Below are 13,180 nucleotides of genomic sequence, written 5' to 3'. Positions count from 1 at the left end.
GCCCTGAAACGCGGGAGAACCTGGCCTCCCGGACGTCAGCTAGTCCCCGCGGGCTCCGAAGACGATTTCGTCCCAGCTCGGAATGCTGGAGCGCTTCGGCTTCGCGGGCTGGCGCTCCGGCTGCTCCGCATCGCGGTCATCCCGGGCCGCCGCAGGTGGTTCACGGTGCTGGCGCCGTGACGTTCCGCCGCCGAGGAGCTCCTCGAGGCCCGGGCTGGACGTCGGTCCCGGCTTGGCGACGGGCCGCAACTGCGACGCGACGATGGTGATTTCCCGGGTTTCGGTACTGACGCCGTCATGCAGTTTCAGGGCGTCGTCCGGTTCCTCCTGATGATGGGGAGCCAGGGTGAGCCTGGACATGATCGAGGGCCGGCCGTCGCGGCGGCGTTCCCAGGGATCGGCGGCAGGACGGGGTTCGGGCTCCGCTGCCTCGGTTGCCTCAGGCTCCGGGGTTCCGGCTCCGGAATCGGCGGGTTCCGGCTCGGCCGGTACCTCCGCAAGGACTTCCGAGGGCCGCGGGTGGGCCGCGGGGACGCCGTTGGTCAGGAGCTGGGCGAGGGCGTCGTCGGCGTCTTCGTCCACGCCGAGGCGCTGCCCGCGCCGGGAGCGCAGCATGTCCAGCAACCCGTCGGCTTCCTGTTCCTGCTGCAGCTTCAGCTGCTGGACGACCTGGAGCTGGGCGGTTGCGGTCCGCGCGGCTGCGTCGGCGTCGGTTTCGAAATCAAAGGGCCGGTCGGAGACAGCGGTGAGCCGGCGGGCCGGGACGGGACCGTCGAGGGGCTCGAGTTCGCTGAGCTGCTGCGCCCAGCGGTTGGCATTCTGCAGGGATTTCCGGGCCGGGCTGAACGTCCACATGGCCGGTGGTTCCTCGCCGATGCCCACCGTGCCGCCGGGCTTCGCCTCGAAGCGCGCCACCACGTTCCAGCTGCCGTCGGGGCGCCGCCACGAGTCCCATTCCACGGTGGAGGCTTCAATGCCATGGGCGCTGAGCCGGTGGGCCACCATGTCGGCGAGTGACGCCGGGTGGTCACCGAACACGGAACGGTAAACGTCGTGGCCGGGGGCGGGCGCGGCGACCTCCACCTTGCGGGCCTGCTGGGCGACGTGCTCGCGCTCGGCGAGCACCGGACCCTCGTAGCGCTGGACTTTCGCGAGCGGAATTCCGGAGAGCTCCGCCACCTCTTCCGCCGTCGAGCCGCTGCGGATCCGCGCCTGGATATCGCGCGGCGACATGGCAATGGGCGCGGCGACCGCGCCGGCCTTGGCCGACGTCCTGGCTGCCACCCGAAGTGCTTCATCGATTGGCAGCTGGAACATCTCGCCGCCGGTGCCGCTCAACAGGAGATGCTCCCCGTCGTCGTGGACGCCTACAAGCCGTAGATCCTGCATACAAATCCTCCACCCTGGCATTACTATCAATCGAAACTCTGCCACCGATGCGGGCCAAATCGGGTGAGGACGGAGGGCGCGCCGTCACTTTCCGCGAATTTACGCGACTTTTCGGGCCGTCTCAGGGATTGGTGCCGGCCCGGTCCGGGATGCCGCGGCCGGAGCCCGGCGCTGCGGACCAGAGGCCTCTGGTTTTCACCGGAGGCTTAAGCAAAAATGACCCGACATCGGGCACAAAAACCGCGTGGCCGGCGTTGACACCGGAGAACCGCTCCCGGGGTCCCAGGGCTACCGCCGCTGGGGTTTACCCGGGCCGGGCAATCCCACCGAACAACTGCGGAGTGTGAGCAAGAAACAATGGCGACAGACTACGATGCGCCGCGCAAGACCGAGGAGGACCTCAGTGAGGACTCCCTTGAGGCGCTGAAGGCGCGGCGTACGGAGAAGCCTTCCGCGGTGGTCGACGAAGACGAAACGGACCTCGCGGAAGGCTACGAACTCCCCGGCGCGGACTTGTCCGGGGAGGAACTGCTGGTCAGGGTCCTGCCGGCCCAGGCCGACGAATTCACCTGTGCCTCCTGTTTCCTGGTCCGCCACCGGTCGCAGATTGCGCGCGAAAAGGATGGCCGCAAGTACTGCAAGGACTGCGCGGGCTAGGAATTCAGGGCGGCCAGCAACTCGTCCGGGTGGCGGGTGGAGGTGAGCCAGTACGGAGTGCGGTCGGAGGGATCGGTGATCTCGACGCGGACCACGGGGTCGATCCATCCGCGGATGCACAGGAAGGCCAGGCCGTTGAGGCGGGTGCCGCGTTCGGCCGTTGCCTCCTTGCCGCGGAACCCGGATACGGCGCCCACAAAGCGGCGTTCGATGGTGGCCCGGCCGACGCGCAAGGTGGAGCCGGTGACCGTGATGGCGGGGGTCGAGAGGACCAGCAGCACAGTGATGATCGCAAACAGGACCACGGCCGCGGTGAGCCCGGCCGTGATGCTGATGGGGGCGAACACGAGGATCCCGGCGCCCGACAGACCCGCCGACACCAGCCAGATCCAGAAGTTCGGCCAGAGCTTCTCGTTGTACACAGCGGTGGCGTCGCTGGGGGTGCTGTGGGGGGCAGGCACGGCTGCACTGGATTCGGGCATAAGCCCAGCTTTCCACTTTTCCCGGGCTATTTCACCTTGGCGGCCGCAGCGGGTGCGGGCTTCCCCGCCCGACGGCCGCGGCTAGGCCGATCTTCCCCGCTGGCGTTAGAGTGAGGGACTGTGACTGAAGAAACGACTGCAGTGGACGCCGCCGAAGCAACGCCGGAAGGCATGCCGGAAGCCCCGCCAGCGGCAGAGTACGGAACCCCCACCCTCACGGTTGAGCTGAAGATGCTCGACGACGGCCTGGAACCGCCGTCGTATGCGCACCCCGGCGACGCCGGAGCGGACCTGCGCGCCCGCGAGGATGTTGTGCTGGAACCGGGGGAGCGCAGGCTGGTCCCCACTGGCGTTTCCATTGCCCTCCCCGGCGGCTTTGTGGCCCTGATCCACCCGCGGTCCGGGCTCGCGACCAAGCACGGACTCACCGTCGTGAATGCCCCCGGGACCGTCGACGCCGGCTACCGCGGAGAAATTGCGGTGACACTGTTGAATACAGATCGCCACCAGGCGATTGAACTCAAACGCGGCGATAGAATTGCACAAATGGTTATTCAGCGCGTGGAGTACGCCCGGTTCCTGCCGGTCCGGGAACTCGGCGGTTCCGTTCGCGGCGGCGGAGGCTTCGGATCCACTGGCGGTTTCGGCGTGCCGGTCTGACCGGAAACCTGCGGGACCCGCAGTATTTACCAGGGACTTATGAACAGGACCCGTTTGCAGGACGGATCAGCCGGCTGCAGGAAGCAGCATGAGACAGCAGGCGCCCCGCGGACGCGGGACGACAGGCGGCACAGGATCACAACTGCGGCACAGGATCACAACTAAGGAGACGACCCCATGGTTTTTGGGCGTGGCAGGAAAGCCAAGCAGGACCAGCTGACAGACGCCGGGGAAACCCAGGAGGCAGTTGCTGACGCGTCCGCCGAGGACTCGGCCGGGGCTGCCCCCGTTCGCGGTGCTACGGGTCCCTTCGACGTCTCGGAAATCGAGGACCAGGACGGCTACGTTGACCTGGGCGCGCTCCTGATCGCTCCCGCCGAAGGCCTGCAGCTCCGGCTCGAGGTCGAGGAAGCCACCCAGCGCGTCGTCGCCGTCACCATGGACCTGAACGGCTCGAGCCTCCAGCTCCAGGCTTTCGCTGCGCCCCGCTCCGAAGGCCTGTGGGACGAAATCCGTGAGCAGATCGGCCAGTCCGTTGGCAGCCAGGGCGGCCAGGTCGAGGAGGTCCAGGGCGGTTTCGGCACCGAACTGCTCGCCAAGCTCCCGGCCAGCGGCGCCGGCGGAAGCCACGGCTACCGGGTCGCCCGGTTCATCGGCGTCGACGGTCCGCGCTGGTTCCTCCGCGGCGTGTTCGGCGGCGAGGCCGCTGTTGACCGCGACGCGGCCGCCGGGCTTGAGGGGCTGTTCCGCCAACTCGTGGTGGTGCGCGGCGAAAGCCCCATGCCGCCCCGCGACCTGCTGCAGCTCCGCCTGCCCAAGGACAACGCCGTGCCCGCACCGCAGTCCGCCCCGGACCTGGAGCAGCCGGAACGTGGACCGGAGATTACCCAGATTGGCTGATGCCCCCCGCCAGGAACCGGCCTCCTCCGTCTCCGTGAGGGGGTTGCCGGACCGTGGCCGCGTGTTGTGCCACGGCTACATCGAGTCGGTCACCTACGCTCCGGCAAGCCACGTCGCGGCCTTCACCGCGATTGTTGTCGACCATAATGCGCCGCCGGCCGGGAAGAGCGTGGCTGCGGCACGTCCAGCCGGATCCGACACGCCTGCCGCCAAGCCCGAGGCAGGCCCGCGGCGCCAGCGGCCCTCCGTTCCGAAGGACCGGCTCCGGGTGGTGTGGCTCGGACGCCGCCGCATTCCCGGGGTCGACGCCGGCACGGAACTCCGCCTGCAGGGCATGGTCACCGTGCGCGACGGCCTGCCCACCATGTTCAATCCCCGCTACGAAATACTCTCCCGCCAGGAGGAGCAATGACCGTGCCCGAGAAGCCCGAGCCCGCCGCAGTCCATCCGACGGCAGTGCAGCCGGCAGCTGACCAGCCAACAGTGGCGCAGCTTGCGGAAGGCTATGCGGCCAAGGCCGGACTGCACCGTTCCGGCAACGGCAACATCGACGTGCTCAAGAGCGCCGGCGGGATCCAGGGCATTGCCGAGAGCATCCTCCCCGGCCTGGTCTTCCTGGTCGCTTTTACGATCACCCGCGAACTGCCCCTGGCCCTGGTCTCGTCACTGGCCGTGGCCGCGGCGTTCACCGTCGCCCGGCTGGTCCAGCGCAAACCGCTGACCCAGGCACTCGCGGGGATTGCCGGCGTCGGGGTCTCCGCCTGGCTTGCCAACAGCACAGGCAAAGCTGAGGACTTCTACGTCCCGGGGTTCTTCACCAACGCCGCCTACATCGTGGCGATGGCGGTCTCGATTGCCGTCCGCTGGCCCTTTGCCGGCCTGATCTTCGGCTTCATCCGGAACGAAGGCCTGGACTGGCGGAAGAAACCGGCCCGGGTGAAGGCCTACCAGATCGGCACCTGGGTGATCATCGGAGTGCTGGCGCTGCGGCTTCTGGTCCAGGTTCCGCTGTACTTCATGGGCGAGCCCGGCTTCGCTGCCCTCGCCACGACCCGGCTGCTGATGGGTGCTCCGCTGTACATCCTGGGCATCTGGGTCGCGTGGCTGCTGACCCGGCCAGCTCCCGCCGAAACGGACGAAACGCCCGCCTGAGCTGCCGGCTCAACCTGGCTAGCCGTCGAAACCGTCGTCCGAGGTGACGGGCTGCTGCCCGTCGGCGTGCTCGTCCTCGCCCTGCGACTCCGGCGAGAGCAGGGCGCGCAGCTCGTCCTCAGCCGCGATCGTGGTCACGAAGAACAGCTCGTCCCCGCCGTCGATGACGTCATCACGGCTCGGCGTGATCGGCGCCTGGTCCCGCAGGATCGCCACGAGGGTCGAATCCTCGGGCCACTCAATGTCGCCTACGGTCAGGCCCACCACGTGCGAATCGTGCGGGACCGTAAACTCGACCAGCGATGACACGCCGGTCTGCAGCGTCAGCAGGCGGACGAGGTCGCCGATCTCCACCGCCTCCTCGACCAGGGCGGTCATAAGCTGCGGGGTGTTAACCGCGACGTCGACGCCCCAGGAGTCGTCGAACATCCAGTCGTTCTTGGGGTTGTTGACCCGGCCCACCGTGCGTCCGACGCCGAATTCGGTCTTCGCCAGCAGCGAGACCACCAGGTTGACCTTGTCATCACCCGTAGCGGAAACCACGACGTCGGCGTCCTCGAGTTTCGCGTCCTGGAGGGTGCTCAGCTCGCAGGCATCGCCCACCAGCCAGTGCGCGCCGCGCAGGCCGCTGCGCCCGATCACCTCAGGCTTGAGGTCGATCAGCAGGATCTCGTGTTTGTGGGCCAGCAGTTCGCGCGCGATCGAGGAACCCACGCTTCCCGCCCCGACAATAACGACTTTCACTTAGGACTCCTTGGCGGGGGACTTGGCAAGAATATGGGCGACTTCGCTGCTGCGGTCCACACCGAGCATGGCGTGCACGGTGTCGCCGTCCTGGTACAGCGTGCCGGCGACCGGCAGCATGCCCTCGCCGAACCGTGTCAGGTAGGCGACGCGGATCCCGGCGGCCTTCTCGATCGAGGTGACCGGGTGGCCGATCCACTCCGTACTCAGGTCCACCTCGGCCAGCACGAGGCGGCCCGAGGGGTCCCGGAAGTCGCCCGCCAGGTGCTGTTCGGGCAGGATCCTCCGAAGCACCTGGTCCGCGCTCCAGCGCACGGCGGCGACAGTGGGGATGCCAAGGCGCTGGTAGATCTCCGCGCGGCCCGGGTCGTAGATCCTGGCGACAACGTGGGGGACATGGAACGTCTCACGGGCCACGCGGGTGGCCAGGATGTTGGAGTTGTCGCCGCTGGAGACGGCCGCAAAGGCATAGGCCTCCGCGACGCCGGCCTGCTTGAGGGTCTCGCGGTCAAAGCCGACGCCGGTGACCTTGCGGCCGGTGAAGCCCGTGCGGAGCCGCCGGAAGGCGCGGTCGTCCTGGTCGATGATGGCCACGGAGTGGCCCGCATCCTCGAGCGTGTGCGCCAGGGTTGCCCCCACGCGGCCACAACCCATAATCACGAAGTGCGCCAACCGTGCCTCCTCAAACTCTTGTGTCTGCTGCTGCGTAAAACTCTACCGGCCACGGCGCCGCGCGGAGCCAGCCCCGCCGCGTCCGGTGCGGGGCGCGCGGGAGCCGCCGTGGGGCTGCGGCCGGCCGCCGTCATGACATCGCGCCCGAATGCGACTAGTTTTGTGGAGTGCCGACAATTTTCAATGCCGTGAAGCGGGTGCTGGTAGGCAAGCCCTTCCGGAACGACAGCCTGGCCCACACCCTGCTTCCGAAGCGGATCGCGCTTCCTATCTTCGCCTCCGACGCCCTGTCCTCCGTGGCCTATGCGCCCGACGAAATCCTCCTGACCCTGGCCTTGGCCGGCGTCAGCGCCGTGGCATTCTCGCCCTGGGTGGGGCTGGCCGTCATGGTGGTGCTGCTGACCGTTGTCGCCTCCTACCGGCAGAACGTCCATGCCTACCCCTCCGGTGGCGGCGACTACGAGATCGCGAACGAGAACCTGGGCAAATATGCCGGGCTCACCGTCGCCTCCGCGCTGCTGGTCGACTACGTGCTGACCGTTGCGGTGTCGATGTCCTCGGCCGCGACATACCTGACCACCGCGGTGCCCGCACTGCACGGCCAGCAGGCCGCCATCGCGGTGATCGGCGTCGTGATCCTGGCCCTCGTGAACCTGCGCGGCATCAAGGAAGCCGGCAGCGTCTTCGCCGTCCCCACCTACATCTTTATGGCCTCCATCCTGGGCATGACGGCCATCGGCATCTTCCAGGCGGCCACCGGCCAGCTGGGCGAGGCCCCCTCGGCAGCCTTCACGATCGTGCCTGCGGCGGGCTTCGACGAGGGACTGGTCGGCCTCGCCGGCGCCTTCCTGCTGCTCCGGGCCTTCTCTTCCGGCGCAGCGGCGCTGACCGGGATTGAAGCCATCAGCAACGGCGTGCCGAACTTCCAGAAGCCCAAGTCCAAGAATGCGGCCACCACCCTGCTGCTGCTCGGCGTGATCGCCGCTTCCATGCTGGCCGGGATCATCTACCTCGCCAACGCCACCAAGGTGCACATCGTGCTGGACCCGGCGACCGAGTTCCTGTTGGACGGCAAGCTGCTGCCGGAGGGGTATATCCAGAGTCCGGCGATCAGCCAGATTGCGCAGACCATCTTCGGCGCAGGCTCCATCCCCTTCTTCATTGTCGTCGCCGCCACCGGCGTGATCCTCGTCTTCGCATCCAACACGGCGTTCAACGGCTTCCCGGTGCTTGGCTCGATCCTGGCCCAGGACGGTTACCTGCCCCGGCAGCTGCGCACCCGCGGGGACCGGCTCGCCTTCAGCAACGGCGTCCTGGCGCTGGCCGCCGGCGCGCTGGTGCTGATCATCGCCTTCAACGCCGACGTCACCAAGCTCATCCAGCTCTACATCGTGGGCGTCTTCATCTCCTTCACGATCAGCCAGCTCGGCATGATCCGGCACTGGGGCCGGGAACTGAAGCTCGCGAAGGACCCCGCCGTCAAGCTGCGTATGCTCAAGTCGCGCACCATCAACACGATCGGCTTCGGCATGACCGCGCTGGTCCTGGTGATTGTGCTGATCACCAAGTTCCAGCAGGGCGCGTGGATCGCGCTGCTGGCCATGCTCGCGCTGTTCCTGATCATGTGGAGCATCCGGGCGCACTACGACAACGTGGCCAAGGAACTGGCCGTGGACGAGGACTCCTCGCCGCGGGCACTGCCCACCCGCGTGCACGCCGTGCTGCTCGTCTCGCACGTCCGCAAGCCGGTGCTGCGGGCGCTTGCCTACGCCCGCGCGTCACGGCCGTCCCGGCTGGACGCCATCACAGTGGACATCAGCAGCGAAGAGACCGAACAGACGATCGCGGACTGGGAGAAGCTGGAAATCCCGGTACCGTTGACGGTGCTGGCCAGCCCGTTCCGCGAAACGGTCACCCCCATCATGGAGTACATCAAGAACATGCGGCGCGATTCGCCCCGCGACCTGATTGTCGTCTACATCCCCGAGTACGTTGTGGGTAAGTGGTGGGAGCAACTGGTCCACAACCAGACCGCACTGCGCATCAAGACCCGGCTGCATTTCGAGCCGGGCGTGATGGTGGCCAGCGTGCCGTGGCAGCTGAAATCCTCCGAAGAAGCCAAGAGACTGCAGGACATCCAAAAATGAGTTCCGACACCCAGACGCAAGCCCACACCGAACTGATTGTCGACGTCGGGCCGGTCGCCCACGGCGGGCACTGCGTGGCCCGGCACGAGGGACGTGTGGTCTTCGTCCGCCACGGCATCCCCGGCGAGAAGGTCCGGGTCCGCCTGACCGAGTCCGGCCCGGACGCCAAGTTCTGGCGCGGCGACGTTGTCGAAGTCCTGGCGGCATCCCCCGACCGGGTGGAGCATTTCTGGGACCTGGCGGATTCCGCGCGGTCCTGGTCGCACCGCCACCCGCCCGTGGGAGGCGCCGAACTCGGCCACATCTCCCTCAAACGCCAGCGCCGCCTCAAGGCCGAGGTGCTGGCCGAGCAGCTGCACCGCCTGGCCGGCGTCGAGGGCCCGGTAACGGTGGAAGCCGTGGGGGAGCCCGGAACGCCGGCGGCGGCGGGCCTTGGCTGGCGCACCCGCGCAGGTTTCGCCGTGACCCCGGCCGGAAAGCTCGGCATGCACGCGCACCGCTCCGACATAATCCTCCCGGTCCGGGAGATGCCCCTGGCCGTGGACGCCATCAACTCCCTCCGGCTCTGGGACATCGACCTGCAGGGCATCGAACGCCTTGAGGTCGCCGCCCCGGCGAACGGCTCCCGCCCGCTGGTGCTCCTCGTCCCGGCCGCGGGGACCCGGGCCAAGCGGCTCAGTGCGGTCCTCGCCCAGCTGCCCGAGGACATCTCCGTGGCCAGCTTCGATCCGGTCAAGGGCGAGGTGCTGCGGCTGCGCGGACGCACCTACGTCCAGGAGACCGCGTCCGGCCACGACTACCGCGTCACCGGCGACGGTTTCTGGCAGATCCACCGGGACGCCCCGGACACCCTCGTCGGTGCCGTGACCGGTTTCCTGCACGACGGCGGCTTCCTGGAACCAGGCTCCGTGGTGGCGGACCTCTACGCCGGGGCGGGGCTGTTCACCGCGCCGCTCGCGGACGCCGTGGGGGCCACCGGGTCCGTGCTGTCCGTGGAAGGATCGCCCGGCGCCAGCCGTGACGCCCGCAAGAACCTCCATGACGCAGCCCAGGTGGAGATCGTGCAGGGCCGGGTGGACCGGGTCCTGCGCGAGAAAGCACGCAGCTTCGACGCCGTCCTGCTGGACCCGCCCCGGGCCGGTGCCGGCAAGGCCGTCGTCAACCAGCTGGTCGGGGCGGGACCCCGGGCCGTGGCCTATGTGTCCTGCGATCCGGCGTCCTTTGCCCGCGATGTGGGCTACTTCCAGCAGTCCGGCTGGGAACTGGCGGGGCTCCGGGCCTTTGACCTGTATCCGCACACCCACCACATGGAGACTGTGGCGCTGCTGACTCCCCGGGGCTGAGGCCACTAGGATGGGCGGAGTAGTCCGACGTCGCGCTCCGTAATCACGGCTGACCTCCTGCACCTTGTGCTGGTCCTTGTGCTAACAAGGCCGGCGCTAGTTAGGCCACCCTAACTAGCAGGGGGTCTGCGGTGCGACAAAGATAAAACTGTTGCGAGAGGAGTCCTGCGATGAGCATTGTGGACAGCTTCGGTTCAAAAGGCAAACTTAATGTAGCCGGTACCGAATACGAAATTTTCCGGTTGAACTCCGTTGAAGGTGCAGAAAACCTTCCGTTCAGCCTCAAGGTATTGCTTGAAAACCTGTTGAGGACCGAGGACGGCGCCAACATTACGGCCGATCACGTCCGAGCACTGGCCGGCTGGGACCCCAGCGCCGAGCCCGACACTGAAATCCAGTTCACGCCGGCGCGCGTGATCATGCAGGACTTCACTGGCGTGCCCTGCGTTGTGGACCTTGCGACCATGCGTGAAGCAGTCAAGGAACTCGGCGGTGACCCCAAGCGGGTCAACCCGCTGGCTCCTGCCGAAATGGTGATTGACCATTCGGTGCAGATCGATTTCTCCGGCAACGCCGGCGCACTGGAGCGCAATATGGAGATCGAGTACCAGCGCAACGGCGAGCGGTACCAGTTCCTGCGGTGGGGCCAGACAGCGTTCGACGACTTCAAGGTCGTCCCGCCGGGAACCGGCATCGTGCACCAGGTCAACATCGAGTACCTGGCCCGCACCGTCATGACCCGGGAAATTGACGGCGTCGTCCGGGCCTACCCGGACACCTGCGTCGGCACCGACTCCCACACCACCATGGTCAACGGCCTGGGTGTGCTGGGCTGGGGTGTCGGCGGCATCGAAGCCGAGGCGGCCATGCTTGGCCAGCCCGTCTCCATGCTGATCCCGCGCGTCGTGGGATTCAAGCTGACCGGGTCCATCCCGGCCGGCGCAACCGCCACCGACGTCGTCCTGACCATCACCGAGCAGCTGCGCAAGCACGGTGTGGTCGGCAAGTTCGTGGAGTTCTACGGCGAAGGCGTCGCGGCTGTGCCGCTGGCCAACCGCGCCACCATCGGCAACATGAGCCCGGAGTTCGGCTCCACGGCCGCCATGTTCCCGATCGACGACGTCACCCTCGACTACCTGCGCCTCACCGGCCGCTCGGACGAGAACGTTGCCCTCGTGGAGTCCTACGCGAAGGAACAGGGCCTCTGGCACGATCCTTCCAAGGAGATCAAGTTCTCCGAGTACCTGGAGCTGGACCTGTCGACGGTTGTTCCGTCGATTTCCGGCCCGAAGCGCCCGCAGGACCGCATCATCCTCACGGAGTCCAAGGACCAGTTCCGCCAGGACCTGCGCAACTACGTGAAGGAAGAGCTGGTTGGCGGAAGTGTGGACGAGGCAATCGACGAAAGCTTCCCCGCGTCGGATGCGCCGTCGTTCACCGCTTCCGCAAGCCACCTCACGGACGAGGCTCCGCACTCGCACGGCCCGGCGTCGGACGGCCGCCCGTCCAACAAGGTCAGCGTCAAGACCGCAGACGGCCGCGAGTTCGAACTGGACCACGGCGCAGTGTCGATCGCCTCGATCACGTCCTGCACCAACACGTCCAACCCGTCCGTGATGCTGGCCGCCGCATTGCTGGCCCGCAACGCCGTCGACAAGGGCCTGACCTCGAAGCCGTGGGTCAAGACCTCCGTGGCTCCCGGGTCCAAGGTTGTCACCGACTACTACAACAAGTCGGGCCTGACCCCGTACCTGGAGAAGCTCGGCTTCTACATCGTCGGTTACGGCTGCGCGACCTGCATCGGCAACTCCGGCCCGCTCGACGCGGAAATCTCCGAGGCCATCCAGGCCAACGACCTTTCCGTCACCGCCGTGCTCTCCGGCAACCGCAACTTCGAAGGCCGGATCAACCCGGACGTGAAGATGAACTACCTGGCCTCCCCGCCGCTGGTCATCGCGTACGCCCTGGCCGGAACCATGGACTTCGATTTCGAGAACGACGCCCTGGGACAGGACGAGGCCGGCAACGACGTCTTCCTGAAGGACATCTGGCCGAACCCGGTCGAGGTCCAGCAGGTCATCGACTCCTCGATCGACAAGGAAATGTTCGCCCGCGGCTACGAGGGAGTCTTCGAAGGCGACGACCGCTGGAAGGCACTCTCCACCCCGGCCGGCGACACCTTCGCCTGGGATCCGAAGTCCACGTACGTCCGGAAGCCCCCGTACTTCGACGGCATGAAGGCACAGCCGGAGCCCGTCACGGACATCACCGGCGCCCGTGTGCTGCTGATGCTGGGCGACTCCGTCACCACGGACCACATCTCCCCGGCAGGGTCGTTCAAGTCGGACACCCCGGCCGGGCAGTACCTGCTGGCCAACGGTGTGGCGCGCAAGGACTTCAACTCCTACGGCTCACGCCGTGGCAACCACGAGGTCATGATCCGCGGAACGTTCGCGAACATCCGGATCAGGAACCAGATCCTGGACGGCGTCGAGGGTGGCTTCACCCGCGACTTCACGCAGGCCGACGGCCCGCAGGCCTACGTCTACGATGCCGCGCAGAACTACGAGGCCGCCGGCATCCCGCTGGTCGTCCTGGCCGGCAAGGAGTACGGCTCCGGCTCGTCCCGTGACTGGGCAGCCAAGGGCACCGCGCTCCTGGGCGTCAAGGCTGTCGTGGCCGAAAGCTACGAGCGCATCCACCGCTCCAACCTGATCGGCATGGGCGTCCTGCCCCTGCAGTACCCGGCCGGCCAGAACGCTGCCAGCCTCGGGCTGACCGGTACGGAAACCTTCGCCGTTGAAGGCGTCACCGCCCTCAACGAAGGCACCACGCCGAAGACGCTCAAGGTCACCGCCACGGCCGAAGACGGCACTGTCACGTCCTTCGATGCGGTCCTGCGCATCGATACCCCGGGCGAGGCTGACTACTACCGCAACGGCGGCATCCTGCAGTACGTGCTGCGCCAGATCTCCGCGAACTAGCGCAGACCCAGCAGTCCAACGGAAAGCCCCGGCCCGTCACCGACGGACCG

At 67.4% G+C, this 13,180-nt stretch carries 12 protein-coding genes; 8 read left to right on the top strand and 4 right to left on the bottom strand.

Going from position 1 to position 13,180, the window contains the following annotated elements:
- Positions 1 to 39 precede the first annotated feature (39 nt).
- Positions 40 to 1,389, bottom strand: coding sequence for a septation protein SepH (gene sepH / locus ACZY0Y_RS11445; RefSeq protein WP_463958086.1), 1,350 nt, complete (start codon positions 1,387 to 1,389; stop codon positions 40 to 42).
- Positions 1,390 to 1,746: 357 nt separating this feature from the next.
- Here sepH and ACZY0Y_RS11440 point away from each other — a divergent pair, with 357 nt between their 5' ends.
- Complete coding sequence (locus tag ACZY0Y_RS11440) at positions 1,747 to 2,046, top strand: DUF4193 domain-containing protein (RefSeq protein ID WP_463958084.1); 300 nt, start codon at positions 1,747 to 1,749, stop codon at positions 2,044 to 2,046.
- On the opposite strand, the gene ACZY0Y_RS11435 is transcribed toward ACZY0Y_RS11440, so the two are convergent.
- The gene (locus tag ACZY0Y_RS11435; protein ID WP_463958082.1) at positions 2,043 to 2,528 is read right to left on the bottom strand and encodes a DUF3093 domain-containing protein; all 486 of its coding nucleotides are present in this window, start codon (positions 2,526 to 2,528) and stop codon (positions 2,043 to 2,045) included. The genes ACZY0Y_RS11440 and ACZY0Y_RS11435 overlap by 4 nt on opposite strands.
- A gap of 120 nt (positions 2,529 to 2,648) precedes the next feature.
- Here ACZY0Y_RS11435 and dut point away from each other — a divergent pair, with 120 nt between their 5' ends.
- The 4 genes from dut to ACZY0Y_RS11415 all read left to right on the top strand — a co-directional run bounded on the left by dut (position 2,649) and on the right by ACZY0Y_RS11415 (position 5,240).
- Entirely contained in the window at positions 2,649 to 3,188 is a 540-nt protein-coding gene (dut, locus tag ACZY0Y_RS11430; RefSeq protein WP_463958080.1) for a dUTP diphosphatase, read from the top strand.
- Between the two features lie 177 nt (positions 3,189 to 3,365).
- Positions 3,366 to 4,088 carry a DUF3710 domain-containing protein gene (locus tag ACZY0Y_RS11425; RefSeq protein ID WP_463958078.1) on the top strand — a complete coding sequence of 241 codons (723 nt, stop codon included), beginning with the start codon at positions 3,366 to 3,368 and terminating at the stop codon, positions 4,086 to 4,088.
- Positions 4,081 to 4,500, top strand: coding sequence for a hypothetical protein (locus ACZY0Y_RS11420; RefSeq protein ID WP_463884420.1), 420 nt, complete (start codon positions 4,081 to 4,083; stop codon positions 4,498 to 4,500). The genes ACZY0Y_RS11425 and ACZY0Y_RS11420 overlap by 8 nt, the downstream gene beginning before the upstream one ends.
- Positions 4,497 to 5,240, top strand: coding sequence for a DUF3159 domain-containing protein (locus tag ACZY0Y_RS11415; RefSeq protein ID WP_463884422.1), 744 nt, complete (start codon positions 4,497 to 4,499; stop codon positions 5,238 to 5,240). The genes ACZY0Y_RS11420 and ACZY0Y_RS11415 overlap by 4 nt, the downstream gene beginning before the upstream one ends.
- A gap of 18 nt (positions 5,241 to 5,258) precedes the next feature.
- Here the strand turns inward: ACZY0Y_RS11415 and ACZY0Y_RS11410 are convergent, their stop codons facing one another.
- Both ACZY0Y_RS11410 and ACZY0Y_RS11405 read right to left on the bottom strand, forming a co-directional pair.
- Entirely contained in the window at positions 5,259 to 5,984 is a 726-nt protein-coding gene (locus tag ACZY0Y_RS11410; RefSeq protein WP_160666375.1) for a potassium channel family protein, read from the bottom strand.
- Entirely contained in the window at positions 5,985 to 6,656 is a 672-nt protein-coding gene (locus ACZY0Y_RS11405; protein ID WP_463884424.1) for a potassium channel family protein, read from the bottom strand.
- 167 nt (positions 6,657 to 6,823) lie between these two features.
- Here ACZY0Y_RS11405 and ACZY0Y_RS11400 point away from each other — a divergent pair, with 167 nt between their 5' ends.
- From ACZY0Y_RS11400 to ACZY0Y_RS11390, 3 genes are all read left to right on the top strand, one after another.
- A complete protein-coding gene (locus ACZY0Y_RS11400; RefSeq protein ID WP_463958076.1) occupies positions 6,824 to 8,803 on the top strand; it encodes an APC family permease in 1,980 nt (659 codons plus the stop codon).
- Positions 8,800 to 10,146, top strand: coding sequence for a class I SAM-dependent RNA methyltransferase (locus ACZY0Y_RS11395; RefSeq protein WP_463958074.1), 1,347 nt, complete (start codon positions 8,800 to 8,802; stop codon positions 10,144 to 10,146). Before ACZY0Y_RS11400 ends, ACZY0Y_RS11395 begins: the two co-directional genes overlap by 4 nt.
- Before the next feature lie 170 nt (positions 10,147 to 10,316).
- Positions 10,317 to 13,130: an aconitate hydratase gene (locus tag ACZY0Y_RS11390; protein ID WP_463958073.1), complete on the top strand. Its 2,814-nt coding sequence runs from the start codon at positions 10,317 to 10,319 to the stop codon at positions 13,128 to 13,130.
- Positions 13,131 to 13,180: the final 50 nt, after the last annotated feature.

It is taken from the genome of Pseudarthrobacter kochi (genome assembly GCF_055412805.1).
The sequence above is the reverse complement of the archived record's forward strand: the minus strand, read 5'-3'. Positions and strand labels throughout refer to the sequence as shown.

Coding starts and splice junctions, on each gene's coding strand:
- sepH (WP_463958086.1), bottom strand. CDS start 1,389: ATGCAGGATCTACGGCTTGTAGGCGTCCACGACGACGGGGAGCATCTC.
- ACZY0Y_RS11440 (WP_463958084.1), top strand. CDS start 1,747: ATGGCGACAGACTACGATGCGCCGCGCAAGACCGAGGAGGACCTCAGT.
- ACZY0Y_RS11435 (WP_463958082.1), bottom strand. CDS start 2,528: ATGCCCGAATCCAGTGCAGCCGTGCCTGCCCCCCACAGCACCCCCAGC.
- ACZY0Y_RS11425 (WP_463958078.1), top strand. CDS start 3,366: ATGGTTTTTGGGCGTGGCAGGAAAGCCAAGCAGGACCAGCTGACAGAC.
- ACZY0Y_RS11415 (WP_463884422.1), top strand. CDS start 4,497: ATGACCGTGCCCGAGAAGCCCGAGCCCGCCGCAGTCCATCCGACGGCA.
- ACZY0Y_RS11395 (WP_463958074.1), top strand. CDS start 8,800: ATGAGTTCCGACACCCAGACGCAAGCCCACACCGAACTGATTGTCGAC.
- ACZY0Y_RS11390 (WP_463958073.1), top strand. CDS start 10,317: ATGAGCATTGTGGACAGCTTCGGTTCAAAAGGCAAACTTAATGTAGCC.